General features: G+C 57.3%; 25 protein-coding genes and 4 tRNA genes. 15 read left to right on the forward strand and 14 right to left on the reverse strand.

What is annotated here, in order from left to right; translation table 11 throughout:
- Positions 1-326: 326 nt before the first annotated feature.
- From KZX66_RS24955 to KZX66_RS24970, 4 genes are all read right to left on the reverse strand, one after another.
- A tRNA-Asp gene (locus KZX66_RS24955) sits at positions 327-403 on the reverse strand.
- 19 nt (positions 404-422) lie between these two features.
- Positions 423-498: transfer RNA gene (locus KZX66_RS24960), tRNA-Val, on the reverse strand.
- A 177-nt stretch (positions 499-675) separates the two neighbouring features.
- Positions 676-752: transfer RNA gene (locus tag KZX66_RS24965), tRNA-Asp, on the reverse strand.
- 19 nt (positions 753-771) lie between these two features.
- Positions 772-847, reverse strand: a tRNA-Val gene (locus KZX66_RS24970).
- A 159-nt stretch (positions 848-1,006) separates the two neighbouring features.
- Between KZX66_RS24970 and rdgC the strand changes: the two genes are divergently transcribed.
- The 3 genes from rdgC (at position 1,007) to sugE (ending at position 3,409) form a co-directional block, all read left to right on the forward strand.
- Positions 1,007-1,927, forward strand: a complete 921-nt coding sequence (gene rdgC / locus KZX66_RS24975) for a recombination-associated protein RdgC (RefSeq protein ID WP_150675788.1) — start codon at positions 1,007-1,009, stop codon at positions 1,925-1,927.
- Between the two features lie 96 nt (positions 1,928-2,023).
- A complete protein-coding gene (locus KZX66_RS24980) occupies positions 2,024-2,989 on the forward strand; it encodes a bile acid:sodium symporter family protein (RefSeq protein WP_248083881.1) in 966 nt (321 codons plus the stop codon).
- Positions 2,990-3,094: 105 nt separating this feature from the next.
- Positions 3,095-3,409: a quaternary ammonium compound efflux SMR transporter SugE gene (sugE, locus tag KZX66_RS24985; protein WP_105524638.1), complete on the forward strand. Its 315-nt coding sequence runs from the start codon at positions 3,095-3,097 to the stop codon at positions 3,407-3,409.
- Positions 3,410-3,519: 110 nt separating this feature from the next.
- Here sugE and KZX66_RS24990 read toward each other — a convergent pair whose 3' ends face one another.
- The 4 genes from KZX66_RS24990 to KZX66_RS25005 form a co-directional block, all read right to left on the reverse strand.
- Positions 3,520-5,394: an MFS transporter gene (locus KZX66_RS24990; RefSeq protein ID WP_248083882.1), complete on the reverse strand. Its 1,875-nt coding sequence runs from the start codon at positions 5,392-5,394 to the stop codon at positions 3,520-3,522.
- 56 nt (positions 5,395-5,450) lie between these two features.
- Complete coding sequence (locus KZX66_RS24995; protein WP_248083883.1) at positions 5,451-6,599, reverse strand: TDT family transporter; 1,149 nt, start codon at positions 6,597-6,599, stop codon at positions 5,451-5,453.
- Positions 6,600-6,705: 106 nt separating this feature from the next.
- A complete protein-coding gene (locus tag KZX66_RS25000) occupies positions 6,706-7,017 on the reverse strand; it encodes a cupin domain-containing protein (RefSeq protein WP_248083884.1) in 312 nt (103 codons plus the stop codon).
- Positions 7,018-7,059: 42 nt separating this feature from the next.
- Positions 7,060-8,253, reverse strand: a complete 1,194-nt coding sequence (locus KZX66_RS25005; protein ID WP_248083885.1) for an MFS transporter — start codon at positions 8,251-8,253, stop codon at positions 7,060-7,062.
- 91 nt (positions 8,254-8,344) lie between these two features.
- On the opposite strand from KZX66_RS25005, the gene KZX66_RS25010 reads away from it, so the two are divergent.
- Positions 8,345-8,884 (forward strand): TetR/AcrR family transcriptional regulator, encoded by a 540-nt coding sequence (locus KZX66_RS25010; protein ID WP_248083886.1) that lies wholly within the window; start codon positions 8,345-8,347, stop codon positions 8,882-8,884.
- A gap of 72 nt (positions 8,885-8,956) precedes the next feature.
- Here KZX66_RS25010 and KZX66_RS25015 read toward each other — a convergent pair whose 3' ends face one another.
- The 4 genes from KZX66_RS25015 to KZX66_RS25030 form a co-directional block, all read right to left on the reverse strand.
- On the reverse strand, positions 8,957-9,736 hold the full coding sequence (locus tag KZX66_RS25015; protein ID WP_003172877.1) for an ABC transporter permease: 780 nt from the start codon (positions 9,734-9,736) through the stop codon (positions 8,957-8,959).
- Positions 9,733-10,665 carry an ABC transporter ATP-binding protein gene (locus tag KZX66_RS25020; protein ID WP_090399856.1) on the reverse strand — a complete coding sequence of 311 codons (933 nt, stop codon included), beginning with the start codon at positions 10,663-10,665 and terminating at the stop codon, positions 9,733-9,735. Before KZX66_RS25020 ends, KZX66_RS25015 begins: the two co-directional genes overlap by 4 nt.
- A 135-nt stretch (positions 10,666-10,800) precedes the next feature.
- The gene (locus KZX66_RS25025) at positions 10,801-11,418 is read right to left on the reverse strand and encodes a glutathione S-transferase (protein WP_248083887.1); all 618 of its coding nucleotides are present in this window, start codon (positions 11,416-11,418) and stop codon (positions 10,801-10,803) included.
- 56 nt (positions 11,419-11,474) lie between these two features.
- On the reverse strand, positions 11,475-12,134 hold the full coding sequence (locus KZX66_RS25030) for a transglutaminase family protein (protein WP_248083888.1): 660 nt from the start codon (positions 12,132-12,134) through the stop codon (positions 11,475-11,477).
- Positions 12,135-12,325: 191 nt separating this feature from the next.
- Here KZX66_RS25030 and KZX66_RS25035 point away from each other — a divergent pair, with 191 nt between their 5' ends.
- Entirely contained in the window at positions 12,326-14,773 is a 2,448-nt protein-coding gene (locus KZX66_RS25035) for an acyl-CoA dehydrogenase (protein WP_248083889.1), read from the forward strand.
- A 75-nt stretch (positions 14,774-14,848) separates the two neighbouring features.
- Positions 14,849-15,256: a PA2817 family protein gene (locus KZX66_RS25040; RefSeq protein WP_003172871.1), complete on the forward strand. Its 408-nt coding sequence runs from the start codon at positions 14,849-14,851 to the stop codon at positions 15,254-15,256.
- A 105-nt stretch (positions 15,257-15,361) separates the two neighbouring features.
- Here KZX66_RS25040 and KZX66_RS25045 read toward each other — a convergent pair whose 3' ends face one another.
- A complete protein-coding gene (locus KZX66_RS25045) occupies positions 15,362-16,294 on the reverse strand; it encodes a LysR family transcriptional regulator (protein ID WP_248083890.1) in 933 nt (310 codons plus the stop codon).
- 89 nt (positions 16,295-16,383) lie between these two features.
- Between KZX66_RS25045 and KZX66_RS25050 the strand changes: the two genes are divergently transcribed.
- Complete coding sequence (locus KZX66_RS25050) at positions 16,384-17,010, forward strand: alanyl-tRNA editing protein (protein WP_248083891.1); 627 nt, start codon at positions 16,384-16,386, stop codon at positions 17,008-17,010.
- 76 nt (positions 17,011-17,086) lie between these two features.
- On the opposite strand, the gene KZX66_RS25055 is transcribed toward KZX66_RS25050, so the two are convergent.
- Positions 17,087-17,386, reverse strand: a complete 300-nt coding sequence (locus KZX66_RS25055) for a type VI secretion system contractile sheath small subunit (RefSeq protein WP_282446060.1) — start codon at positions 17,384-17,386, stop codon at positions 17,087-17,089.
- Positions 17,387-17,971: 585 nt separating this feature from the next.
- Between KZX66_RS25055 and KZX66_RS25060 the strand changes: the two genes are divergently transcribed.
- The 8 genes from KZX66_RS25060 (at position 17,972) to KZX66_RS25095 (ending at position 26,850) form a co-directional block, all read left to right on the forward strand.
- Positions 17,972-18,991 (forward strand): hypothetical protein, encoded by a 1,020-nt coding sequence (locus tag KZX66_RS25060; protein ID WP_248083892.1) that lies wholly within the window; start codon positions 17,972-17,974, stop codon positions 18,989-18,991.
- Positions 18,992-19,770: 779 nt separating this feature from the next.
- Positions 19,771-21,624 carry a type VI secretion system tip protein VgrG gene (locus tag KZX66_RS25065; protein ID WP_248083893.1) on the forward strand — a complete coding sequence of 618 codons (1,854 nt, stop codon included), beginning with the start codon at positions 19,771-19,773 and terminating at the stop codon, positions 21,622-21,624.
- A 17-nt stretch (positions 21,625-21,641) separates the two neighbouring features.
- Complete coding sequence (locus tag KZX66_RS25070) at positions 21,642-22,211, forward strand: DcrB-related protein (RefSeq protein ID WP_248083894.1); 570 nt, start codon at positions 21,642-21,644, stop codon at positions 22,209-22,211.
- Positions 22,208-23,266, forward strand: coding sequence for a PAAR domain-containing protein (locus KZX66_RS25075; RefSeq protein WP_248083895.1), 1,059 nt, complete (start codon positions 22,208-22,210; stop codon positions 23,264-23,266). The genes KZX66_RS25070 and KZX66_RS25075 overlap by 4 nt, the downstream gene beginning before the upstream one ends.
- A gap of 1 nt (position 23,267) precedes the next feature.
- Positions 23,268-23,519, forward strand: coding sequence for a hypothetical protein (locus tag KZX66_RS25080; protein ID WP_248083896.1), 252 nt, complete (start codon positions 23,268-23,270; stop codon positions 23,517-23,519).
- A 162-nt stretch (positions 23,520-23,681) separates the two neighbouring features.
- A complete protein-coding gene (locus KZX66_RS25085) occupies positions 23,682-24,128 on the forward strand; it encodes a hypothetical protein (RefSeq protein ID WP_248083897.1) in 447 nt (148 codons plus the stop codon).
- Positions 24,129-24,267: 139 nt separating this feature from the next.
- Entirely contained in the window at positions 24,268-24,945 is a 678-nt protein-coding gene (locus KZX66_RS25090; protein WP_248083898.1) for an RHS repeat domain-containing protein, read from the forward strand.
- Between the two features lie 6 nt (positions 24,946-24,951).
- Positions 24,952-26,850 (forward strand): RHS repeat-associated core domain-containing protein, encoded by a 1,899-nt coding sequence (locus KZX66_RS25095; protein ID WP_282446061.1) that lies wholly within the window; start codon positions 24,952-24,954, stop codon positions 26,848-26,850.
- The last annotated feature ends 114 nt before the right edge of the window (positions 26,851-26,964 follow it).

The following is a 26,964-nucleotide window of genomic DNA, read 5'->3' on the forward strand; positions in this document are numbered from 1 at the left end:
TGGGCACTTGCAGAGATAAGCCATCCCATCAGTTAACGTATAAGGCTGGCGGGCTTGGCTTGCTTGATCGCTGTATCTGTCAGAGCCATCAGACACCTCCTTCTGCATCAAGGAGGGGGAATACAACCCAGCGGTAGCCGGACCAGTACGAAAATTGATGCACATGGAATCGTAAAAAGGCTGTGCCAGCGGTGTACTTAAAAATGGGTACTTGAAAACCGTGGCTGGAGATGGATCTGAATGGAATTCAGAAAACGAAAAAAGCGGCACAAGGCCGCTATTTCCGTGGCTTCCAGGCGTTCAGTGGGCCTTAATGGAAGCAAATATGGCGCAGCGGACGGGACTCGAACCCGCGACCCCCGGCGTGACAGGCCGGTATTCTAACCGACTGAACTACCGCTGCGCGTAACACTTGAAGCGAATGGTGGGTGATGACGGGATCGAACCGCCGACCCTCTGCTTGTAAGGCAGATGCTCTCCCAGCTGAGCTAATCACCCTTCGTTTCGGTGTGAGCGCATCATACACCAAAAAATCGTAATGTCTTGATTTAAATGCACTTTATCTAAAAAAAGTTTCCTGCACGTTTTTTTGCCATATTTCGGACAGAAAAAAGCCCGCTCGATGAGCGGGCTTTCTGTGGTGACCTGGCGTTCAGCGTTCCAGGTTACCGAATATGGCGCAGCGGACGGGACTCGAACCCGCGACCCCCGGCGTGACAGGCCGGTATTCTAACCGACTGAACTACCGCTGCGCGTAACACATGAAGCGAATGGTGGGTGATGACGGGATCGAACCGCCGACCCTCTGCTTGTAAGGCAGATGCTCTCCCAGCTGAGCTAATCACCCTTCGTCTCGGTGTGGCGCGCATTCTACGGAGCGACCCAGGGTCTGGCAAGCACTTTCTTAAATCTTTTTTTTGAGGCCTTCCAATGGCTTAGGCAGGGTTGGCCTGGGGCGATATCAAGAGAATAATGCCCCCCTTTGTATAAAGGAGAGACTCACCCCATGTGGTTCAAGAACCTGCTTATCTATCGCCTGACCCAAGATCTGCCTGTTGATGCCGAGGCGTTGGAAACTGCAATGGCCACCAAACTGGCGCGCCCTTGTGCAAGCCAGGAGTTGACCACCTACGGTTTCGTCGCACCTTTTGGTAAAGGTGAAGATGCTCCCCTGGTACACGTCAGCGGTGACTTCCTGCTGATCGCCGCGCGCAAGGAAGAACGCATCCTGCCGGGCAGCGTGGTGCGTGACGCACTTAAAGAGAAAGTCGAAGAGATCGAGGCCGAGCAAATGCGCAAGGTCTATAAGAAGGAACGTGACCAGATCAAGGATGAAATCATCCAGGCCTTCCTGCCGCGCGCGTTTATCCGTCGTTCGTCGACCTTCGCCGCCATCGCGCCAAAACAGGGCCTGATCCTGGTCAACTCGGCCAGCCCGAAACGCGCCGAAGACTTGCTCTCGACCCTGCGTGAAGTGATCGGCACCCTGCCGGTACGGCCACTGACCGTGAAGACCGCGCCGACGGCGATCATGACCGACTGGGTTACCACCCAAAAACCGGCCGATGACTTTTTCGTCCTCGACGAATGCGAACTGCGCGACACACACGAAGACGGCGGCATTGTGCGCTGCAAGCGCCAGGACCTGACCGGCGAAGAAATCCAACTGCACCTGACCACCGGCAAAGTCGTGACTCAACTGTCACTGGCCTGGCAGGACAAGCTGTCCTTCATGCTCGACGACAAAATGACCGTCAAGCGCCTGAAATTCGAAGACCTGCTGCAGGATCAGGCGGAACAGGATGGCGGCGACGAGGCCCTGGGCCAGTTGGACGCCAGCTTTACCCTGATGATGCTGACGTTTGGCGAGTTCCTGCCGGCGCTGGTGGAAGCACTGGGCGGTGAAGAGACGCCACAAGGCATCTGACCCGACCGACCCCAAGTGAGCACGATCAGTGTGGCAGGCCTGTTTCCACACTGATCGGATCGCCACATCCAGCACGCTAATAACAAGGACATCCCCATGCGAGCACTCGCCGCCTTGAGCCGCTTCGTCGGCAATACCTTCGCCTACTGGGTGTTGATTTTCGCCGTCCTGGCCTTCCTCGAACCCAGCTGGTTCATTGGCCTTAAAAGCGCCATTGTGCCGCTGCTGGGCCTGGTGATGTTCGGCATGGGGCTGACCCTTAAACTCGATGACTTCGCCGAAGTCGCACGCCACCCCTGGCGTGTGGCGCTCGGCGTGGTTGCGCACTTTGTGATCATGCCGGGCGTGGCCTGGTTGTTGTGCCAGGTGTTTCATCTGCCGCCGGAAATTGCCGTCGGTGTGATCCTGGTCGGTTGCTGCCCAAGCGGCACCTCGTCCAACGTGATGACCTGGCTGGCTCGGGGTGACCTGGCGCTGTCGGTGGCCATTGCGGCCGTCACCACCCTCCTCGCCCCGTTGCTCACGCCGGCGCTGATCTGGCTGCTGGCCTCGGCCTGGCTGCCGGTGTCGTTCATGGAGCTGTTCTGGTCGATCCTGCAAGTGGTGCTGCTGCCGATCGTGCTCGGCGTGGTCGCACAACGCCTGCTCGGTGAGCGGGTGCGCCATGCGGTGGAGGTGTTGCCACTGGTGTCGGTGATCAGCATCGTGATCATCGTCGCAGCCGTGGTTGCCGCCAGCCAGGCGAAGATTGCCGAATCGGGCTTGCTGATCATGGCAGTGGTGATGCTGCACAACAGCTTCGGTTACGTGCTGGGCTACTTCACCGGCCGCGTGTTCAAGTTGCCCTTGGCGCAACGCAAGTCGCTGGCGCTGGAGGTGGGTATGCAGAACTCCGGGCTGGGCGCCGCGCTGGCCAGTGCGCACTTCTCGCCACTGGCGGCGGTGCCGAGTGCGCTGTTCAGCGTCTGGCACAATATTTCCGGGGCATTGCTGTCGACCTATTTCCGCCGAATGAGCGAAAAGGAAGACCGTCGAGCGGCGCAGAACACCGCGCAAACTTGATCGCCTGGTCCGTTTTCGGCACCCTACCGGCTTCGCGGGGACGACCTCGCGGCGCCAACGTGCGTTGAATCCGGGGACGACCCCGCCTGAAAAAGCGAGGTCATCATGTCCTGGATCATTCTGTTTTTCGCGGGGTTATTTGAAGTCGGTTGGGCCGTAGGCCTTAAGTACACCGACGGTTTCAGCAAGCCACTGCCCACCGCCCTGACGATTGTCGCCATGGCCATCAGCCTCGGGCTGCTGGGGCTTGCAGTCAAAGAGCTGCCACTGGGTACCGCCTATGCCGTATGGACTGGCGTAGGCGCCGTGGGCACGGTGATTGCCGGGATTATCCTGTTTGGCGAATCCATGGCGTTGTTTCGGTTGGCCAGCGTGGCACTGATCATTTGCGGGCTCATTGGCCTCAAGATCAGCACTTAAGCCACTGCCGTTTTCGCTTGCAAGCCCGCCCTCGCACCCGACCGCATGACAACTCGGTCAAATGTGAGCGCGGGCTTGCTTGCAAAGCGTCCCTGGTAACCGGCAAGAAACTACCTGATACCCCCTCGCAATGCCCCGACGCGCACCTGTAACTGCTCAGGCGTCGCCGCGTCTGCCACCACCGGTTCACCCGCCACCAACACCACCCGCGACCAGATTCGATGGAAGAACCCCTTGTTCGGATCGCGACTGAAGAAACTCCCCCACAGCCCCTGCAACGCCATCGGAATCACCGGCACCGGCGTCTCTTCCAGAATCCGCGTCACGCCGCCGCGAAATTCGTTCATCTCGCCATCGGCGGTCAACTTGCCTTCCGGGAAGATGCATACCAACTCGCCTTCCTTCAGATACTGCGCAATGCGTGTGAAGGCTTTTTCGTAGATCTGGATGTCTTCATTGCGCCCGGCAATCGGAATCGTCCCGGCGGTGCGGAAAATGAAATTGAGCACCGGCAGGCGGTAGATCTTGTAGTACATGACAAAGCGAATCGGCCGCCGCACTGCGCCGCCAATCAACAGTGCATCGACGAACGACACGTGGTTGCACACCAGCAACGCCGCGCCTTCATCAGGAATGGCCTGCAGGTTGCGGTGCTCCACGCGGTACATGGAATGGCTGAGCAGCCAGATCATGAAACGCATGGTGAACTCGGGGACGATTTTGAAGATGTAGGTGTTGACCGCGACGTTGAGCAGCGACACCACCAGGAACAGCTCGGGGATCGACAGTTTGGCCACGCTCAGCAACAGGATCGACACTATCGCCGACACCACCATGAACAGCGCGTTGAGGATGTTGTTGGCAGCAATCACCCGTGCGCGCTCGTTCTCGGCGGTACGCGACTGGATCAGCGCATACAGCGGCACGATATAGAAACCGCCGAACACCCCCAGACCGAGAATATCGAACAACACCCACCACGCCTGGCCGACACTGAGCACCGCCAGCCAGTCGTTGGCCTGGACGTTCTGCGGGAAGCCGCCGGAATGCCACCACAACAACAGGCCGAACACCGTCAGGCCGAATGAACCGAAGGGCACCAGGCCGATTTCCACCTTACGCCCGGAGAGTTTCTCGCAGAGCATCGAACCGAGGGCGATACCCACCGAGAACACGGTGAGGATCAACGTCACCACGGTTTCGTCGCCGTACAACCACTCTTTGGCGTACGCCGGAATCTGCGTCAGGTAGATCGCCCCGACAAACCAGAACCATGAGTTGCCGACGATCGAGCGCGACACCGCCGGCGTCTGTCCCAGGCCCATGCGCAAAGTGGCCCACGACTGGGTGAAGATGTTCCAGTCCAGGCGCAACTGCGGGGTCGACGCCGCCGCACGGGGAATGCTGCGGCTGGCCAGATACCCCAGCAGCGCCACGCCGACAATCGCCACCGACACCACGGGCGCATAGTGCACGGACGACATCATGACGCCTGCGCCGATGGTGCCGGCCAGAATTGCCAGGAAGGTGCCCATTTCCACCAGGCCATTGCCGCCCACCAACTCGTCGTCATGCAGGGCCTGGGGCATGATCGAATACTTGACCGGGCCGAACAGCGCCGAATGCGTGCCCATGGCAAACAGCGCCAGCAGCATCAACTCCAGGTGGTTAGTCAGAAAGCCGGTGGCGCCCACGGCCATGATCACGATCTCGCCGATCTTGATCGCGCGGATCAGTGCGTCCTTGTTGAATTTCTCGCCAAACTGCCCGGCCAACGCCGAGAACAGAAAGAACGGCAGGATAAACAGCAGGGCACAGAGGTTGACCCAGATAGAGCGGTCACCATCGATAGTGAGCTTGTAGAGAATGGCCAGGATCAACGATTGCTTGAAGATGTTGTCGTTGAACGCGCCCAGCAACTGGGTAATGAAGAACGGCAAAAAGCGCCGCGTGCGCAGCAAGGTGAATTGCGAGGGGTGGCTCATCGTCCGTGTTCCTGCGTGGCCTTTATTTATCAGGCCACGACTTTACCTAATCGCGCTTACTTATTCCCTAATCCTGCAATACACGGTGAAACAAAAAGCTCACCTTTGTAGGCGCCTTGCACGGTGCGCTTGGCCACCACCCACCACATCAGCGCCAAGGCGACCACCAACACACTGCCGACTACGCTGAAGAACCCCAGGTGCAGCACGGCGGCCAGTTTCAGCGTGGCCAGGGCATACACCCCCAAGGGGAAGGTAAATCCCCACCAACCGAGGTTGAACGGGATACCGGCGCGCAAGTAACGCAGGGTAATCAGCACTGCGATCAGCATCCACCACAGGCCGAAGCCCCACAACGTGATGCCCGCGATCAGGCCAAGGCCGCTGGCGATTTCACCGACGCCGGGCAGGCCATTGGCGGCAAAGATCGCAGGAGCATCGCCCCCCAGCAACAACATGCCGAGGGCCCCCGTACCAATGGGACCCAGCGCCAGCCAACTCGACGCGGCCATATTGGCGTGGGGCAGCTTATGCAGGGCCATGCGCAGCATGAGGATGGTCAGGATGCTGAACGCCACTGGCAGGGAAAACGCCCACAGCACGTAACTGGTCACCAGCATCACCAGTTGCCCATGGGCGTCGACCAGATGCGGCGCGAGCAAGCCACCACTGGCCGCGGCGACTTCGGCGGCGACCACCGGCAACAGCCACACGGCGGTCATCTGGTCGATGCTGTGTTCCTGGCGGGTGAACATCATGAACGGGATCAGCACACCGCAGGCCAGGGCCATGGCCACGTCCAGCCACCACAGGGCTTCAGCCAGGGGAATTACATCAGCCCCCCAACGTGGCAGGCCGAACACCAGCAAGCCGTTGAGAATGGTCGCCAGTCCCATGGGGATGGTGCCGAAAAACATCGACACCGTGGAGTGACCGAAGATTCGGCGTGCTTCGTGGAAAAACATCACCCAGCGCGCGCCGTACAACACGCTGAACAGAGCGAACAGGCCGATGGTAAACAGCCACAACCCTTCAGCGACCGCCCGCACCCCCGGCAGGCTCACTGGAAACTGGGCCAAGGCCAGCGCCAGCACGCCGGTGCCCATGGTCGCGGCAAACCAGTTCGGGGTGAATTGGCGGATCACTTCCCGCGGACGGGTCAGGTGACTGAAGGGCTTGTAACTAAATGTATTGGAGCAGGTCATGATGAACATCCTCTTCCTCGCATGAGGTTGAGACCATGGTAGAACCTGATCGAATATCTATATAACGGGTAATATCTCTAACTGTTATCTGTTTTACCAATAAGCGCTAGACACTGCCCTCGCCTTCTATCACCAGAATCCGCGCCGGGCCCTGGGGATGCGCCACATGCTCGGTGCCGACGCTGGCGTAGAAAATGTCTCCCACGGCCAACTCCGCCACCTGCTCAAACCCCTTGTCGCGGTAGTGCATGTTCACCCGCCCATCCAACACCACGAACACTTCTTCACCGTCGTTGATGTGCCAGCGATAGGGCTGATCGGTCCAATGCAAACGGGTGGTGATGCCGTTCATGTTGGCGATATCCAATGCTTCCCAGGCACGGCTGCCGGTGAAGTCCTTGCTGCGGATGATCTTCATACTTGAATCTCACGGCTTTGGGTGTCGCCGATTATTACCGGATCAGCGGTTGGATGTCGCCCTGGCCCTGTAGGAATCCTGCACCAGCAGCGCGATCAAGGCGCTGAGTGCCAGCACGATCAACAACACGCCATAGGCGTCGGTGGTCACAACCAAGCCAAACCGGCGGATCAGGTTACCCGCCAACAGCGACGGCACGCAGAAGGCCAGGTAACTGAGCACATAAAACGCCGACATCAACCCCGCCCGCTCGTGGGGCAACGCCAGCGGCACCACGCTGCGTAAAGCGCCCAGGAACCCGGCGCCGAAACCGCTGCCGGCAATCAACGTCGCGGCGAAAAACAACGCCACGCTCCCCGCGTGCACAGCGCTCAGGATCAGCGCCACGCCCACCGCCAGCAGCCCCGCCCCCAGGCGCAGAACCCTGTCGGCCGGGCGACTGCGCAGGCGGTAAATCATCACGGCACCGCTCAATGTGAGCACCGCCACCAACCCGCCACCGATCAGGTTTGACGTCGACCCGGTCGCGGCCCGCACCAGCGACGGCGCCAGGGACAGATAAAAACCACCCATGGCCCACACCGCGACATCCACCGGCAAGGCAATCCACAACGCGCGGCGCGCCTGGGCCGGCACATGCAAGGTGGGCCACAGGGAAGCCATCGCGCCGGGCATTGGGCTGACGGTTTCCGGCAGGCGCCATACATACAGCGCTTGCAGGAGCATCAAGCTAAGCAGCACCCAATAGATCAAGGTGGTCGGCAACGGCGCGTACTCCACCAGCAGGCTGCAGCCCATCGCCCCACACGCCATCCCCAACAACGGCGCCACGCTGTTGACCAGCGGCCCCTGTTGGCGATCGGTGTCGAGCAACGCCGCCCCCAGCACCGCGGTGGCCATGCCGGTGGCAAAGCCCTGTAACGTACGGGCGGCGATCAGCCAAGCCACGCTGCTTTCATTGATAAACAGCAACATCGCCAACATGTTCAGAACCAGCGCGGCAAAAATCACCGGCCTGCGCCCCAGGTGGTCCGACAGCGAACCCACAGTCAGCAGCGCCGCCAGCAGGCTCAAGGCGTAGACGCCAAAGATCAGCGTGAGCGTGCCCGCCGAAAAATGCAGGCCTTCTTGATACAGGTGGTACAACGGCGTCGGCGCGCTGGAAGCGGCCAGAAACGTCAGCAATGTGATCGCGAGGAATACCAGGCTGGAACGGTGAGAAGTCAGGCTAGTCATGGGCACGCTCCGCTAAAGCTAATATTTTGCTTTTGTGGAGTGTGCGACTGACCAGCGCTTAAAGCAAATTCTTTGTGTTAAGGTCGCAAACATGGCGATCAAAGAAGGCCTCCGCCCGGGGGGCCGTAGTGCCCGGGTACAAGAATCCGTTCATTCGGCAGTGCGCGAACTGTTGGAGACCCATGAACGCACGAGCGTGACCGTGCCCCTGATTGCCGCACGCGCAGGCGTCACGCCGTCGACCATCTACCGGCGCTGGGGCGAGCTGTCCGCGCTGCTGGCCGATGTGGCCGTTGCGCGCATGCGCCCGGACAGCGAACCAGCCAATACCGGCAGCCTGCGCGGGGACCTGCAAGCCTGGGCCGAGCAATACCTGGATGAAATGAGTTCGGAGCTTGGGCGCAATATGATGCGCGACGTGCAGTGCAGCCTGACGCCGGGCCAGTGCGTGAGCATCTTGAGTCGGCAGTTGCAGACAATCGTCGACCGCTACCCGCAAGACACACCGCCGAGTGTCGACCGGTTGATCAATCTGATCGCGGCGCCGACAGTGTTTCGTATTTTGTTCTCAACGTCGCCGCTGGCTGTTGAAGAGTTGCGCGCGCTGATTGATCTGGCGCTGAAAAACTAAAGCCTGCACTTAAACAACATGTGGGAGGGGCAATCCCCCTCCCACATTTTTTGGCCGCCGTTAAGTCAGCATTTAAGTGCGCATCCCCCGACCACTCACCAGCAACCGCGCGCAACCGATGTACAACACCACAGTGGCCACGATCATGAAAGTGATCGCCACGCTGATCTTGATATCCGACACGCCCAGGATGCCGTAGCGGAAGGCGTTGACCATGTGCAGCACCGGGTTGGCCAGCGACACCGTCTGCCAGAATGGCGGCAACAAGGTGATGGAATAGAACACTCCGCCCAGGTAAGTCAGCGGCGTCAGCACGAAAGTCGGGATGATCGAAATGTCATCGAAATTGCGTGCGAATACAGCGTTGATGAACCCCAGCAGCGAGAAGATCGTCGCCGTCAGCACCACCACCAGAATGGTCAAGCCCAGGTGATGCACCTGCAGGTGGGTAAAGAACAGCGACAGCAGTGTCACGATCACACCGACCATCAAACCGCGCAGTACGCCGCCCAGGGTGTAGCCGATCAGAATGGTGTGCGGCGACACCGGCGACACCATCAGCTCTTCGATGGAGCGCTGGAACTTGCTGCCGAAGAAACTCGACACCACGTTGCCGTAGGAGTTGGTGATCACCGACATCATGATCAAGCCCGGTACGATGTACTCCATGTAGGTGAAACCACCCATGTCGCCGATCTGCCGACCGATCAGGTTACCGAAGATCACGAAGTACAAAACCATGGTGATCGCCGGCGGCAGCAAGGTCTGCGGCCAGATCCGGGTAAAGCGCTTCACTTCGCGGTAGACGATGGTTTGCAGGGCAACAAGGTTGGGTTGCAGTTCCGAACTCATACCGCCACCTTCGTCAGATTTTTCTCCACCAGGGACACGAACAACTCCTCAAGGCGATTGGTTTTATTACGCAGGCTCAGCACCTCGATGTTCTGGGTCGCCAACTGAGTGAACAGCGCGGTGATGCCCATGGCCTTGTCCACCTGGACTTCCAGGGTGTGGCTGTCCACCAGGCGACTCGGGTAGCCGAGCAGTTGCGGCGCCACCGACAGGTTGTTCTTCAGGTCCAGCAGGAAGGTTTCCACATGCAACTGGCCCAGCAGATTACGCATGCTGGTGTTCTCGACGATGGTGCCGTGGTCGATGATGCCGATGTTGCGGCACAGTTGCTCAGCCTCCTCCAGGTAATGGGTGGTGAGGATGATGGTAATGCCCTTCTCGTTCAGTTCAGTGAGGAAGGTCCACATCGAACGACGCAGCTCGATGTCCACGCCAGCGGTGGGTTCGTCGAGGATCAGCAGACGCGGTTCATGCACCAGCGCACGGGCGATCATCAGGCGCCGCTTCATACCGCCGGAGAGCGAGCGCGACGGCACGTCGCGTTTGTCCCACAGGCCCAGTTGGGTCAGGTATTGCTCGGCGCGCTCCTTGGCGATTTTCGCCGGGATGCCGTAGTAGCCGGCCTGGGTCACGACGATGTCGAAGGTCTTTTCAAACTGGTTGAAATTGAATTCCTGGGGCACAACGCCGATGGAGCGCTTGAGCGCCGCCGGGGATTTGTCCAGGTCGTGACCGAAGATATTCACCGTGCCGCTGGTCTTGTTGACCAGGGTGGAGAGGATACCGATGGTGGTGGATTTACCGGCACCGTTGGGGCCGAGCAAGGCGAAGAAGTCACCTTCGGCAACGTCCAGATCGATACCACTCAGGGCCTGGAAACCGTTGCCGTAGGTTTTGGTTAGCTGCCGGATGGACAGAGCGGAACTCATATCGGAATACGCACCAAAGAAGGGAATAGAAAGAATAGATGAGGGCGCAGCGCAGGTAGTTCAACCCGGGATGCATGGCGGGCATGGTGCGTGCCCGCGCAGCACAAGTACAGTCACCCGTATTAATAGTGGGTATTAAGTCAACGCAGTCATCACCGCTTTGCGGTAGGCCGGGCGTTGTTGCAGGCGCGCATACCAGGCCTCTAGATGCGGCATTGCAGGGCGTTCGATGGGCATCTCGAACCAGGCGTAGATAAAGCAGCCCAGGGGGATGTCACCCATACCGAACGTATCGCCCGACAGGTAAGGGTGGTCGGCCAGTGCCTGGTCGACGGTCGCGAGAGCATCGATACATGCTTGGCGCCCGGCGTTGATGCTGTCCCAGTTCTGTTTGTCCGCCGGGGTGCGCACGATGCCCCAGAACACGGCTTTGAACGGCTCGGCCAGGGTCGAGGTGGTCCAGTCCATCCATTTTTCGGCGTTGGCCCTAGCTTGCAGATCACTCGGGTAAAACGCCGACGCGTGTTTGGCGCAGAGGTAACGCACGATGGTGTTGGATTCCCACAACACAAAATCACCATCCTGGATCACTGGCACCCGGCCATTGGGGTTCATCTCCCGGTACTGCGGGGTGTCCACCACACCAAAAGCCCCGCCTGCATCAATGGCTTCATAGTCCAGACCGAGTTCCTCGGCGCACCACAGTGCTTTACGGACGTTTGATGAATTTTTACGACCCCAGATCTTCAGCATGACCGCGCCTTATCGTTGATGAACATGGCTTGATGAACGCAGCAGCATACGCCGGTTCATTCGCGGCTCAAATCGCTCTGCATGTCGCCCAGCAGGCTTGGCAGGTGTTCTTCAAACAGGTGCGGGTAGCATTTCTGAATATGGCCGAAGAACAACTCTTCAGGCACATCGGCAAATTGGCCGTGGTCCACGACGTACTCCATCGAGCGCTGGCCCTGGCGGTTGAACGCATGAAACACGCTGTCGTTGAGCCCATCGAAGGGTAACGGCGGCACATCGAACACCTCACACAGTTGCGCATTGAACGCCGGCGTGGCCTTGACCCAGGCGCCGTTCAGGTACAACTCGGTGTAGCCGTGCATGGCGAACACGTCACTCTTGAGCAGCGCGAGCAAGCGCGGCGTCGACAAGTGATTGCGCACATCCGCCAGGCCGATGCGCGCCGGGATGCCGCAGTGACGTGCGCAGGCCGCCAGCAAGGTGGCCTTGGGCACGCAGTAGCTCTCACGGGTGGCCAACGCAAAGCTGGCATTCAAGGTGCCTGGATCACGGCTGAAGGTATACGGGTTGTAGCGCACGGCCTCACGTACGACGTAGTACAGACTGACTGCCTGGTCACGCAGATCCGCGCTGGAACCGCGATGTTTTTCGGCGAACTCCACCACCGCAGGGTGGTCACTATCGATGAAGCGGCTGGGCCTCAGGTACGTTTCCATGCGCGTTATCTCCGAAGGAAGCCTGGAGTTTAACGACAGGCCTGCCACAGAGATAACGACGATTCGGCCAAATGTCGGCGCCTGTTGATCGGTGCCTTCCGTACAACTCGTAACACCCTGACTGCCGCGCTTTCTCGGATGCCGACTAAGCTCCTTGGTGGTTTCGCCCCTGGTTTCACGGAGGATTGAATATGCTGTTGTTGTGGATACTGGTTCTGGTGGTCGGCGTTGCCTACCTGGCACACCGCCGCACCGCGCCCCTGCCCGCCCTGGGCGTGGTCGCCGTTTACCTGTTGGCGATGGGCGCCTGGAGCCATGCACCGGGTTGGCTGCTGCTGATTTTCTGGGTCTTGATCGCTGTAATCGCAGCGCCGTTGTTGCTACCGGACCTGCGCCGCCAATACTTCACCAAGCCGCTGTTCAGTTGGTTTCAGAAAGTGTTGCCGCCGATGTCCGAAACCGAACGCGACGCCATCGATGCCGGCACTGTGTGGTGGGATGGTGAGTTGTTCAGCGGTCGCCCCGACTGGGACAAGTTGCTGGCCTACCCCAAAGTCCGACTGACCGAAGAAGAACAGGCCTTCATTGATGGCCCCACGGAAGAACTCTGTGCCATGGTCAGCGACTGGGACATTGGCCAGGCCATGGACCTGCCCCCGGCCGCCTGGGCGCACATCAAGACCCATGGCTTTTTCGCCCTGATCATCCCCAAGGAATACGGCGGCAAAGGGTTCTCCGCCTATGCCCATTCCCAGGTCGCGATGAAACTCGCCACCCGCAGCGGCGACCTGGCCTCTACCGTGATGGTGCCCAACTCCCTCGGTCCAGCCGAGTTGTTGCTGCACTACGGCACCGAAGAACAACGTAACCACTACCTGCCGCGTCTGGCACGCGGCGACGATATCCCGTGCTTTGCCCTAACCGGCCCGCTGGCCGGCTCCGACGCCGGCGCCATGCCCGACACCGGCGTGATCTGCAAAGGTGAATGGGAAGGCCAGGAAACCCTCGGCCTGCGCCTGAACTGGGAAAAACGCTACATCACCCTCGGCCCCGTCGCGACGCTGCTCGGGCTGGCCTTCAAGGCCTATGACCCAGACCATCTGCTGGGCGACGAGGAAGATCTGGGCATCAGCCTGGCGCTCATTCCCACCGATACCCCCGGCGTAGAGATCGGTCGCCGTCACCTGCCCCTGGGCGCCGCTTTCATGAACGGCCCCAATTCCGGCAAGGACGTATTCATCCCCCTGAGCTACCTGATCGGCGGCCAGGAAATGCTCGGCAAGGGCTGGATGATGCTGATGAACTGCCTGTCGGTGGGCCGCTCCATTTCCCTGCCGGCCGTCGGTACTGGCGCGGCCAAGTTCACCAGCCTGGTGACCGGCCAATATGCCCAAGTGCGCGAGCAGTTCAACGTGCCGCTGTCGGCCTTCGAGGGTATCCAGGAAGCCTTGGCGCGGATTGGCGGTAACGCCTGGCTGATGGACAGCGCACGCATGCTCACTGCCAATGCGGTTGACCTGGGCGAGAAACCCTCGGTGCTGTCGGCGATCCTCAAGTACCACCTCACCGAGCGCGGTCGCGAGTGCATCAGCCACGCGATGGATGTGCACGGCGGCAAGGGCATCATCATGGGCCCGAATAACTACCTGGGCCGCAGTTGGCAAGGCGCGCCCATTTTCATCACGGTGGAAGGCGCGAATATCCTCTCGCGCAACCTGATGATCTTTGGCCAGGGCGCGATCCGATGCCATCCGTTCGTGCTCAAGGAGATGGCCCTGGCCGGGCGTGAGGACCGCGACCAGGCGCTGAAGGAATTCGACGGCCTGCTGATGCAACACATCGGGTTTGCCGTGAGCAACGCCGCCAGTACGCTGGTGCTGAACCTCGGCCTCGGCCATTTCGAAAAAGCCCCCGGCAACCGCCTCAGCCAGGGTTATTTCCGCGCGCTCAATCGTCAGGCCGCCGCATTCGCCCTGCTCGCCGACCTGAGCATGATGCTGTTGGGCGGCGAATTGAAACGTCGCGAGCGCCTGTCGGCGCGTCTGGGCGATGTGCTGAGCCACATGTACCTGGCGTCGGCGGCGCTCAAGCGTTATCACGACCTGGATTCGCCGGACCATATGGAACCGCTGTTCGCCTGGGCCATGGAGGAAAGCCTCGGTGAATCGGAACGCGCACTGGATGAACTGCTGAGCAACTTCCCCAGCAAGGTGCTTGGCTGTCTGCTGCGGGTGATCGTGTTCCCGTTCGGCCGCCGCCATACCGGGCCGTCGGATGCACTGGATGCCCAGGTAGCCGCGGTGATCGGCCGTGCCAAAGGTGACCCGACCCTGGAAGAATTGCTGGCCGGCTGCTACCGCCCGCAATCGGCGGACGATCCGGTGGGCGCGCTGCAACAGGCTTACGATCTGCTCGGTGCCAGCCATCCGCTGCAGAAAAAACTCCATACCGCGCTGAAAAGCGGCCAGGTCAAACCGACTGCCGGCGAGCATGCCATCGATGCCGCCCTGAATGCCGGCGTGTTGCAGCCGGCCGAAGCGCAGACCCTGCGTGACGCCGAAACAGCGCGACGCAAGGTGATCGACGTGGATGATTTCAACAAGGAAGAACTGACCCAGGCCGAAGGCAAAGTGCGCTGAGTCCAGCGGTCATATAAATACGGGCACGAGGGCTATATACTCTCGCGCCCGTTTTTGCTTTAGAGGACTTATCTCGTGTCCAACGTCGTTGCCGATCATCTCGTCTTGCTCGACCACTTGCGCAGCATCCTGGTTGCCGTCGGCGAAGCCGAACAAGTGCCCGAGGAGAGCCACACCCTGTTTCTGGAGCGCTTTGACGAACTGCGCGCCCTGTTGCCGATCGACCCGATCGAAAGCCAGTACCTGGGCCAGGACCTTATGAGCCAGGTCATCCTGCGTTACCCGCAAATTGCCCATCTGGTGCCGCGCGACCTGCTGTGGTTCTTTGGCGGCGATTGCCTGCACTTCATGCCCGACGAAGAACTGGACCTGTACCAGGCCCTGGAAGAACGTCGCCATGAAGCCGAGCTGAACGACGAACCGTTCGACTGGAACCAGGAGAAGCAGCTGCTGGCCATGCCCCAGGATCAAAGCAAACACTGACGTGGGAAGCGCCCTTCTCCGGGCGCCGACTTGCCTGCGATGGTATTGCCTCGGCCCAACTGACGGACCTTGTCGCCCACATCGCAGCCAAGCGGGCTCCCTCGCCTACCTGCGATGCAATGTCGGCTCCTTCGCCATGCACGCCACCAGGTAATCGATGAACACCCGCAACTTCGGCGGCAGGTAGCGCGTAGGCGAATGCAGCAGCCAAGCCTGGCCATGGTAGGACGCAATAAACTCCCACTCCGGCAACACCTGCACCAAGTGCCCCGCCTCCAAGGCATGGCGCGCCGTAAAGTACGGCAGACTGCCAATCCCGACATCCTGCAACACCGCTTCCAGCCGAACGCCAGTATGGTTCGCTGCATAACGCCCACGCACGCCGACGGTCACGGTCTTACCGCCCTGGCGGAACTTCCAGCGTGAGTCCGCCGGGGTTTCACCCAGGTAAATGCAACTGTGCTTCAGCAAGTCATGGGGATGTCCAGGCGTGCCATGTTCGGCCAAATACTGCGGCGTCGCACAGAGCAAATGTTCGATCGGCAATAACTGGCGCCCCACCAGGCCCGGCGGGGGGCTGTCGGTGATGCGGATGCTCAAGTCGACATTGTCATCGATCAGGTCCACGTGCCGGTCCTCAAGGATCAACTGCACGTCCACCTTGGGGTAACGCCGCATAAACGCCGGCATGTGCGGATGCACCACAAACCGCCCCACCGCCTTGGGCACACTGACCCGCACCAGGCCCTCGGCTTCGTGGGTGAACTGGCCGCTGATTTCCATCACCGAATGCGCCGCATTGACCATCTCCTGACAGCGCTTGAACACCTCTTCACCGCCCTCGCTCAGGCGCAATTTGCGCGTGGTGCGTTGCAGCAGACGGGTGGCCAGGGCCTTTTCCAGGCGTGAAATGCTGCGGCTCACCGCCGACGGCGAAACGCTCAATTGCCGCGCCGCTTCAGAAAAGCTGCCGGTCTCCACCACTTTGACGAAAATCGCCATTTCGCCCAGCAGCGGCAAAGGAAGATTAATGCTCATGAAGCACAGGTCCATTGATAATTGGGCGGATTATCACCCATATGCGCACTATTTATACTGCCCGCAGAACCCTGATGCGGATGTAGACCATGACCGAACGCCTGTTTTTTACCCACGACCACCTGACTGCTGAGCTGGAAGTGCTCAGTTGCACCCCTCACGAAGGGCAGTTCGCGGTGATCCTGCAATCGACGATCTTCCACCCCCAGGGCGGCGGGCAGCCCTTCGACACTGGCCGACTCGGCGAAAGCAACGTCGTGCGCGTGACCCAAGAGGCCGATCGCGTGGTGCATTATCTGGACCGTGCCATAGCCCCAGGCCCCATCAGCGCGCGGGTCGATGCAGACCGCCGCACCCTGCATACCCGCCTGCATTCGGCCGGGCATTTGATCGGCAATGCCGGTGAAACCCTGGGCTGGATGCCAATCAAGGCGCACCACTGGCCGGGCGAAGGCAAGATCACGTTCATTCGTGGCGAGACCGCACAAACCATGGACGCAGAGGTGCTGCAACGACAGATCAACCAATGGATCGCTGCGGACTATTCGCGCCATATGGCCCTGGAAGATGGCACCCGCGAAGTGGGCTTCGGTGAACTGCCCAGCTACGCCTGCGGCGGAACTCATGTGCAAACCCTGGGCGAGTTGGGCAAGGTGACGATCCTGGCATTGTCGGAGAAAAAAGGGGCGCTGTCGGTGCGCTATACCCTCGACTGAACACTCTCCGCTCGCCCCGGCTTCACGGCGAATAACGTCAGCGCCCCTACCCTGGCCAGCCTTGACCATGGCCACCTCAGTAGTGGTAGTGTGTGGAAATATTTCTGACAGATTGATCAGAAACCTCCCACCCCACGTTGCAAAGGAATGCTTTGAGCACGCCATTGAAGTTATCGCGATCAATGAGGACGAACTTACGATCCTTCAGGCGCGGCAGTGGCTCCAGCGGGTGCCCAGAGAAGTCGCCCATCGCACCGACCACGAACGGCAACTCCTTCTGTTCAATGGCGTCTCCAACTTCAACGTCATAGGTGATTTGCACACGCGGCGCACGAATACGGTCGAGCTTGTGCTGGGTACTTTCCATCTTTGCCATCTGGCGAACTCCTTAATCGTGTTTCATCCGTTGTTGCCCTACACACCGTAGCGGGAAAATCCCCTACGGAAATGAGATGTTGGCCAAGGCTTAAGCACACAACTTTTGTAAACCATTCGAGACTGAACTAATGCGGCCATAGCATTTCAAAGGGCCTCATCAAACGCCGCACACCGTAACTGCCGAAATCGGCACGAACAATCAGACCCATTACAGTTTCAAGTAGCCTATTTCTACTTGAATTGAAGGACCATTCCTACAAGGAATAAATTTGTAATTTTTGTCGAAAAATAACTTACAAAACATTTCGATCGACCCATTCCGCCCGCGCACGCAGCCCTACACGTCAACAGCTCTAGTTCGCGGGACCAAGACAAAATCTCACAACGAACAGCACCGTTTTATAGCGCAGATTTTTTACAATTTTCAGTACAGATAGTTCGCCGCGTTACAATTCCCTGGCTTGACAAGCGTTTTCCAAGAAGGTCTCCTTCGCGACTTTAAATGCGAGTGAATACCTGCATGAGCATCACGAACGCTCATGGCTGACATCACTCGCGTCATGGCGCTTACAGGAACTTATGGATGAGCAATAGACTGTATCCCTGCTCGATGAATGACCCGTTGGGTGAGGGCACGCATAGTGGGTTACTTGGGCATGGCACACTGCCTTGGCCGAGCGTAATCGCTGAGCGCCAGTTTCCTACAGACATATCTATTAGTGGCTTTTACGCGACTGACGAACTGAGCGCGGCACACTTTATGGTGGCAACGCTTAGCGATCCGGATAACGGACTGGATGCTCAGGAGCACGAGCAGATGGCGTTGCACCTGAGTTATCTACTTTCAAAGGTAAAAGTTGCAGGGTATGTCACGGCGCGTGAAGTCAAGGAGCTACATCAGAAGGCGCAGTCGATTCCGGTGATTGGACCGGCGCTCTTCTCTCTTTCCAGTTTACCTAGCACTACAGCTGCACTCGCAGGTCTTATACATGCGCCTTTCCAGGCAGGACGACTAGTGGACATGCTAGATCTGTCACCCGAGCTCAAACGGCAGTTGGTTAATTGGGCAAATACCCGTGGAAAACCAGGAAGCGTTTCAGCCAAACGAGCCTTTAAACAACGAATCAAGCTAGTGCGAATTCAAGGGCAACTGCATTTCGAGGTGCCAGCCAATGCACGTGCTCAGTTTTATACAATCGGTGGAAAAACTGCATCAAATGCTATCCAACTTCCAATTTATCAAGCTGCCGAAGCTCTTCGCAGGAGGGTTCCAATCACTTCCAGTGCCTACAGCGCCCGGGGTATTGGCCGCATACTCACTGGTACTACTGCTGGAGCTCTCCTAACCGTTGGACCACAAGCCATTATAGATGGAACCTCATCAAACGGCTTTAATGACTTCCTGAATAAAAGTGCTTATAGCCAGCCGACGAATGTGGGAATTGTAATTTTAAGTGTGATTGTTGGAGTGATGGGACTATCTGCGGTGTCTGCTATCGCTATCGTCATAGCTGGTGGCATCATCATTCACGTCCTAATGAATGCGGGAGAATATAACGCTAACGAGCGGATAGGTGATGCATTAACAGGAACGACACGATGATCCGCACTGACAAGCAATACTTTCTACACAACCTCCATAGCGTCCTCTTCGCATACTGCGCACTTGGAACAATACTTTTAATATTATCACCTTCAGAACTTCGCCTACCAGGCTCAGCATTAATTGGACTGCTATTAATCAAACACCTCCACTGCGCTTACATCACCGAAAGCTTCACCAAATGCATGTCATTTCTGCTAAGCCTGGTACTCATTTTCTTTTTCGCATTCTCATATATCATCACATCCACACTAATCAACCACTACTTGATTACTTCTCTCACGACCTCTTTCGCGATTGGCATAATTTCTCCAGCAGTACACGCCACCCAGTACTTCCATGCTCGGTCTCGAAAGATTTTCAACTCCCCTTTTACACTCAGCGGATCTAGAGTTAAAACGACATACCCCAAAAATACTTTAACTCCACGCAAGCATTTCGTGATAGCAGGAGCCTGCACAGGATTAATATCTGTAATATTTCCGTATCTGGAAAAATTCGAGTTTTCCTTCCTATTCTTCGGGATGTCAACGCTAATTGGTTGCGCGTACATCTTTTACTATATGCGCAATGCCGTTTCCGGGCTAAAACAACTAAATGAACACCAGAAGAAAGAAAATATCACTTTAACCTTCTGCAATCTCGAAGAAATCCGCAATTTAAGAAACGCCTCATGGATAGGTCGTAGTGTGCAATGGATTTTCAAGTAAAAAGCCATGGCACCCTCCACCACATTTGAAAGACCAACGTCACAGCCCAAACACCTAGGATTCGCATAAATGGACCTGGAATCAATATTTGCGCCTCAAAATCGTCGTTTAATCAAACTGACAACACCGACTTTGGAGCTTCAAGAATTACTATTAGAGAACTTCGATGGCACTGAGGGTCTCTCACAGCTGTTCGAGTTCACCCTATCGATGCTCTCCCAAGACCCGGCACTTGAGCTCAAGACTCTGATCGGCAAACCTGCCTCCTTAGAGATCGAACTTACCGATGGCGGAGCCCGGTACATACACGGCTACATCACCGAGTTTGGCAATTCCGGCAGCCAGGGCAACCTGACCCATTATTCGGCAACACTGACCCCTTGGCTGTGGATGCTCGGCAAACGCTTCAACTCGCGCATTTTTCAAAATCAATCCGTCGAACAAGTCATCAGCTCGGTTTTTGCTGACTACACACCGCTTGCCCAATACGAGTTCCGCTTGCTGGGTGATCTGCCGTCACGGAGTTACATCACTCAGTACCGAGAGTCTGATTTGAACTTCGTGCTGCGCTTGCTAGAGAGTGAAGGCCTGTTCTTTTATTTTGAACACAGTGCCGACCAGCACACCCTGATCATCACCGACGCTTCCAACCTGCTCAAGCCGTTGCCGCAGCAGCCCACCATCCGTTATCACAGCACGTCAATCAACGAGACCGCTGACTCGATCTTCCGATGGAGTGGCCATCGCCAGCTGCAGTCTGGAAAGATTGCCGTACAGACATTCGACTACAAACAACCGGATCACCTTTTACCGGTAAACCTGCAAAGCCTGAATCAGCAGGGCGATGTTACTGCGTACGAGATCTATGACTTCCCAGGGCAATACACCCACGCAAGCAGCGCCGACGGGGAGCGTCTGGTACGCCACCGCATCGAAGCCCTGGAAGTGCAAGGAAAAATATTCAGTGGCGCCAGCAACTGCCGGGCAATGTGCCCTGGCTACACCTTTGAACTAACCCAGCACCATGAGCATGACCGCGACACGATAGAAGACCGGCAGTTTCAGTTGCTTACCGTGAACCATCACGGCAGCAACAACTACCTGACCGGCAGTGAGGCCGGCTATGAGAATAACTTCACCTGCATCCGCAAGAAGATCCCTTTCCGTGCACAACCAGCGACCCCTCGCCCCACCGTCCACGGCCCGCAAACGGCCATCGTGGTCGGCCCGCCCGGTGAGGAGATCTTCACGGATGACCTGGGCCGGGTGAAGGTCCATTTTCACTGGGACCGTGAGTCACGCGGCGCCAACAGCCAGCGCAAGAAAGAAGAGAGCTCCTGCTGGGTTCGCGTCTCCCAAACCTCAGCCAGCGGTGGCTTCGGCAGCATCCACATCCCCAGGGTTGGCGATGAAGTGGTGGTGTCGTTCCTGGACGGCCAACCCGACCGCCCACTGATCACCGGCAGCGTTTACAACAGCAAGAACACACCGCCCTGGAGCTTGCCGGCCAACAAGACGCAGAGTGGTTTTCTTACCCGCTCGACCAAGGGTTCTGGAGCCAATGCCAACTCGCTGTTGTTTGAAGATAAGCAGGGCAGTGAGCGCATTTCGGTGCATGCAGAAAGAGACATGGATAGAGAAGTGGAACGTGATGACTCGCTGACCGTCGGCGGTAATCGTGTCTTGGATATCTCGGGAACGCACACCGAAACCATTGCCCATGACACCTCTATAACGATCAAAGAGGGCGAATTCAAACTTGAGACTTCGGGCAACGCTATCACCCTGACCGCAAGTACCTCCATCGTCTTAACGGTAGGAAGCAGCTCCCTGACTATGTGTAATGACGGCGTCATTACCTTATCTGGCAGCACCCTCAATTTGATCGGTACGTCAAAAGTTCATATCAACGAAAATAGTTAACCGAGAGGTCCTAATTAATGCGTCAGAATATCTACGACCGCTACGCGGAAAAGCTGTTGCGCGAACGTCAAGAACAAGCAATAGCGTTGCAAGAATCTGAAGCAAGTCCTCCCCCTCCTGCTCCCTATTTGACAAACGAACTGAGCTTTATTCGGCCAGTCGGCATCTTGGATAAAACATTCCACGTATTCGCCGAAACTGACTCAGGTCCGAGTCCTTTCTCATTAGTAATAGGCCGCAGCCAAATTGATAAAGACGCCGACGTGGAAGGTATAAGCCAACGCGTAATCAAAAAAATGGAAAGTTCTCTTGCGCACCTTGAGTGGATTAATCCACTTGCGCCCCTAGAGATCGCCGGCGTGGAAGGTCGCGAATTCGAGTATCGGTGGCGCCAACAAGGCAAGCCAGTCCACCAGATCCAAATACTGTTTTTGCATACCGACGAGCAACACCATCGAGTACTGATTCAGATCACCGGCACCAGTAACAATATTCAGGGCATGTTGATCGAGGAGAGGATCAGGTTCTACTCAGTGGTTGAAACGATGCAACTGCGACAGCCTCGCTCTGGCGGGGTTTGCGAATGACGGCGGCAGCTCGTGAGGGTGATTCAATAGAGCATTCAAGCGCGCTTGCGGGATTGCTGATTGGACTGGCGGTAGGCGCTGCAGCCACTGCACTCATCGTAGGCACTGGTGGTCTAGCGGCAGTGGCCATGATCGGAGCAGGCGCTGCGGCCGGGGCTGGTATCGGACAACTAATTGGCAGTCTCTCGTGCTGTCGCAATGAGGCTGGCAAGATCACATCCGGTTCACCCAACGTATTTTTCAATGGAAAACCGGCTGCTAGAGCACACCTTGATCATGTTGACTGTGACCAACACGGCGTTGGTAAGGTGCTCGCTGAAGGCAGCACCAGCGTCTATATCAATGGTCAGCCAGCAGCCAGGGTAGATGATCGTACTGAGTGTGATGGAAAAATCAGTACAGGATCAGGCAATATTTCTATTGGAGGTGGAACGCAGCTCACTGACGCTATCAATCCTGAAGTACCTGTGTGGCTTCAATGGACGATTGGAGGGATTGGCTTCGCCAGTGCCTTCGTGTTAACAGGCGGGTTCCTGATACCTATTGTTGCCTTTTTCGGAGGGGTGACTGGGGGTATTGGAGGTCATTGGGTTGGTGGAAAGCTGTTTGGAGATGGGTCAAATGGCCAAAAACTCACTGCTTTTGGCGGTGCATTTCTTGGTGGCATGCTGGGAGCGAAAGGAGCGTCATCGACCAAATCATTATTCGGTTCTAAAAACACCGTTAGTAGGAGCACTGACGCACGAAGTGCTATGAACGCCCAAAAGCTTAAAACCTATTACACTCAAGCTGAAAAATATGGAAAAGGCGGTATAAAGGAATTACAAAATGGCCGACACCGTTTCTATAGTACGATGACACCTTCACGCAATCCAGGACAAATGCAAGGTGCACGGTTAGTGAGAGAATGGGATCCTAGTACCGGAAATAAAAGAACGTGGTATGAAACAATAGATCACTCAGGAAAAGTGAGAAGCGTGGCGCCCAAACCCGTAACCGACAATTTGAATCACCATATTTTCAACTCCACTGGAAAATATCAAGGCAGGAGATAAAATGAATGCCATACCCAACCGCCAGGATTTGATTTCGAAAATTGAAGGAATCATTAACGACACTATGAGCAGGCGCACCATAGCAGCGTGGGCATTTAGCTTAGTAGATGATGATGCGATATACATTGAAGACACTGTAGTGTTAGATCACTTGATTCTTCTAGGCGCACTAGATTTACCTTCTACTGATCGAGACTACCTTTACGCCAACGATGACCTTAAAGAATGGATTAATCAACTTTCAAAAAAATAAAGCGATAGTAATTTTGGAAGATTTAGCCTCAACAAATTTCGCGAAAGATTAATCATACATGTTGGTTTTTTGGACAGGCGCAAGCAGCGTCAAAAACTTTTAGCAAAATACTGCGCGACCATGCGCGCACAACGAGAAATCAATAAACATTGAAAAATAATCATGCCATACTCATACAGAATCACTAAATACACTGAAACCAACGAGGAATGCTTTCTTGCATCTCCTCCAGAAGAATGGACCAGTTTTCATGAAATAGACACGCCAGAGAAAGAAAAAGACTATGTAGAAATAGAAAACAGGTACTTGAATTCAATCAGGATAATTACAGATTGCATGAACATTACCAACTATAAAATATCCGAACTAGAGTCACATGACAGCGCGGATTTTTTTGAAGGCCAGGAAATAAATACATCCGACATTGAAAATATTGCAAGGCAGATTTTGAGAGAGAAAATTTGGTGCAAACTAATTTCTCCAAACGGTGAATTCCACTTTGGCTATGATTATTATATGTACTTCTTATCTAATAAATGCGCACCAGCTTGCATATCAGCCCTATCTAAGAATTTGACAATTCAAGAATATCTCTCCCCTTATGCTTAGCACACTTATAAAGCCAGAGCGCATTCTGAATAGCAGAAACGCCAAAGCTAAAAACTGGATCGGGTGATCGGCCCTATCTTTGGCAAGTCGATACCAGCAACGGCCGCAAACTCTTGCCCTGGGCGGTCAGGAGCGCGTCGTGAAGCATTGGACCAGCGATGGCGAGCACTATCACTTCACTTATGACCTGGAGGCTCGCACTACGCGCATCACCGATGTTTTGCAGCGCGAAGCTCAGGTCACCTATAACCATGACAGCCGAGTCATTGCCAGCCGGGACTTCGGCGGCGAACACTACACGATCGATCTGGATGACTGCGGCAACCTGGTCGGCCTGACGCTGCCGGGCGAACAGCGCCTGGCCTTTCAGTACGATGAATACTCGCGGCTGATCGCCGAAGCCGATTCCCTCGGCCGCACCACCGAGTACCGCTATCACTTCAACACCCCGTTGGTCACGCGGGTCCGCGCACCGGACGGCGGCACCTGGCAAGCAGACTACGACCGTGCCGGCAACTTGATCTGCGAAACCGATGCCGTGGGCCAGGTCACGCGGTACGCCAATGGCGACGATGGCCTGCCCCACACCATTACCGACCCACTGCACAAAACCAAGACTCTGAGTTGGAACGCCTTTGCCCAGCTCACCCGCTATGAGGATTGCTCCGGCAAGGTCACTACCTATCGCTACGACGACCGCCAACACCTGATCGCCGTCACCGATGCCCTGAGCCAAACCACCCAGTTTCAGTGCACCGCCCAAGGCGAAGTGCTGCGTATCGAACACCCCGACGGCAGCGTAGAAAGCTTCGAGTAAAACCCATTGGGCCAGGTGACGGCCCACACTGACGGGGCTGGCCACGTCACTCGCCTGCACCGCAACGCCCGCGGCCTGCCCACCCAGCGCCGCCACGCCGAAGGTCAGCAGACTCATTACGAATACGACAAGGCCCAGCGCCTGGTGGCCCTGGTCAACGAAAACAACGCCACCTACCGGTTTAGCTACGACAGCGCCGACCGACTGATCAGCGAACTGCGCGTGGACCAGCTACAGCGCCAATTCACCTACAACGCCAGCGGCCATCTGCTCTGCGTCACCGAAACCGGCCACGACGACAGCGGCGAGCGCCCGCAGCGTCGCACCGACTTCGAACGCGATGCGGCCGGCCGCCTGCTCAGCAAGATCACCGCTGAGGCGCGTCACGACTACCACTACGATGACGCCGATCGCCTGTTGAGCATCGCGCGTCAGCCCAGCCAGCAGGGCAAACGCCTGGGTGTGCAGCCTGAAATCCTGCGCTTCAGCTACGATCCGCTGGGCCGCCTGATCGAGGAGGCCGGGCCACAAGGTACCCTGGGTTACCACTATGACCCGCTGGACAACCTCAGCACCCTGACCCTGCCGGATGGCCGCGCCCTCAACCACCTGTATTACGGCAGCGGGCACCTGCACCAGATCAACCTCGACGGCCAGTTGATCAGCGACATTGAGCGCGACGACCTGCACCGCGAAATCCTGCGCAGCCAGGGTCGTCTCAGCAGTTGCTTTGGTTACGACGTGCGCGGACGTAAGCAGTGGCAATTCGCGTCGCGCCGGGGCGCCGAACACCTGTCACGGGTGCTGCAACCGCAGCGCGACACCCACGACCTGTTCGACGATCCCGGCAGTTACCTGCAGCGCAGGTATCACTACGACAAGGCTGGGGAACTGGCCAGCAGCAGCGATCGTCAGCGCGGCGCCAGCGTCTACCGCTACCTGAAAACCGGCGACCTGCTCAGCCGCAGTACAAAAGAACACCTGAACAACGAACACTTCGAAACCGACCCGGCCGGCAACCGCCTCGACCCCCAGCGCGGCACCCGTTTCGGGCATATCAAGGACAACCGCCTGCGGCACTGGCAGCAGTACCACTACCGCTACGACGCCTGGGGCAATGTGATCGAGCGGCGCAGCCCCCACCAGCGCCAGCTGTTCGAATACGACAGCGAGAACCGTCTGATACATGCCCTGCGCTACAGTGACGGCAACCTGCTGAACGAGGCCCGTTACCAGTACGACTCCCTGGGCCGGCGCACGCACAAACAGGTGGAGATCGCAGGTACGCTGACCACCACGCAGTTCCTCTGGCAGGGCTTGCGCTTGCTGCAAGAGACCTGCGGCGGCCGCCAGCAGCTGTATATTTATGAACCCGACAGCTATGCACCGCTGGCGCGGGCGGATCGCAGAGACGGCGGCAAACCCAGCCTCTACTACTTCCACACCGACCAGATCGGCACACCGCTGGAGGTCACGACATCCCAAGGGGATCTGGTCTGGCAGGCCTGCTACAAGGCCTGGGGCGAGGTGGAACGGTTCGAGCTGCAGAGCATCGAGCAGCACCTGCGCTTTCAGGGGCAGTACTTCGATGCAGAGACCGGGCTTCATTACAACACGTTTCGCTATTACGATCCGGGGGTGGGCCGCTTTACCACGCAGGATCCGGTTGGGTTGTTGGGTGGGGAGAACCTGTATCAGTATGCGGTGAATCCTACGGGGTGGGTTGATCCGCTTGGGTTAAATGCGTGCGGGACTACCAAAGGAAACGGCAAGTTTACCGAGCCGGCACTGCCACCAAAGTTAATCGCACAACATGGAGATGTTAAAATTGTCCACTACACCCGAAGTGGGGATCATGGCCCCGCCCACTTGCACGTCAAAGGAGGTGGCAATGTAGTGGTCTAATGAAACCGGACACCCATCTAGGCGAGAATGCTCGCCAGAACGAGGTGTCAGATGACCAAACAACGCCGTACCTTTTCCCCTGAATTCAAACGCGAGGCTGCCGACCTCGTTCTC

The sequence above is a fragment of the Pseudomonas sp. EYE_354 genome, from assembly GCF_023148575.1.
Lineage (GTDB): Bacteria > Pseudomonadota > Gammaproteobacteria > Pseudomonadales > Pseudomonadaceae > Aquipseudomonas.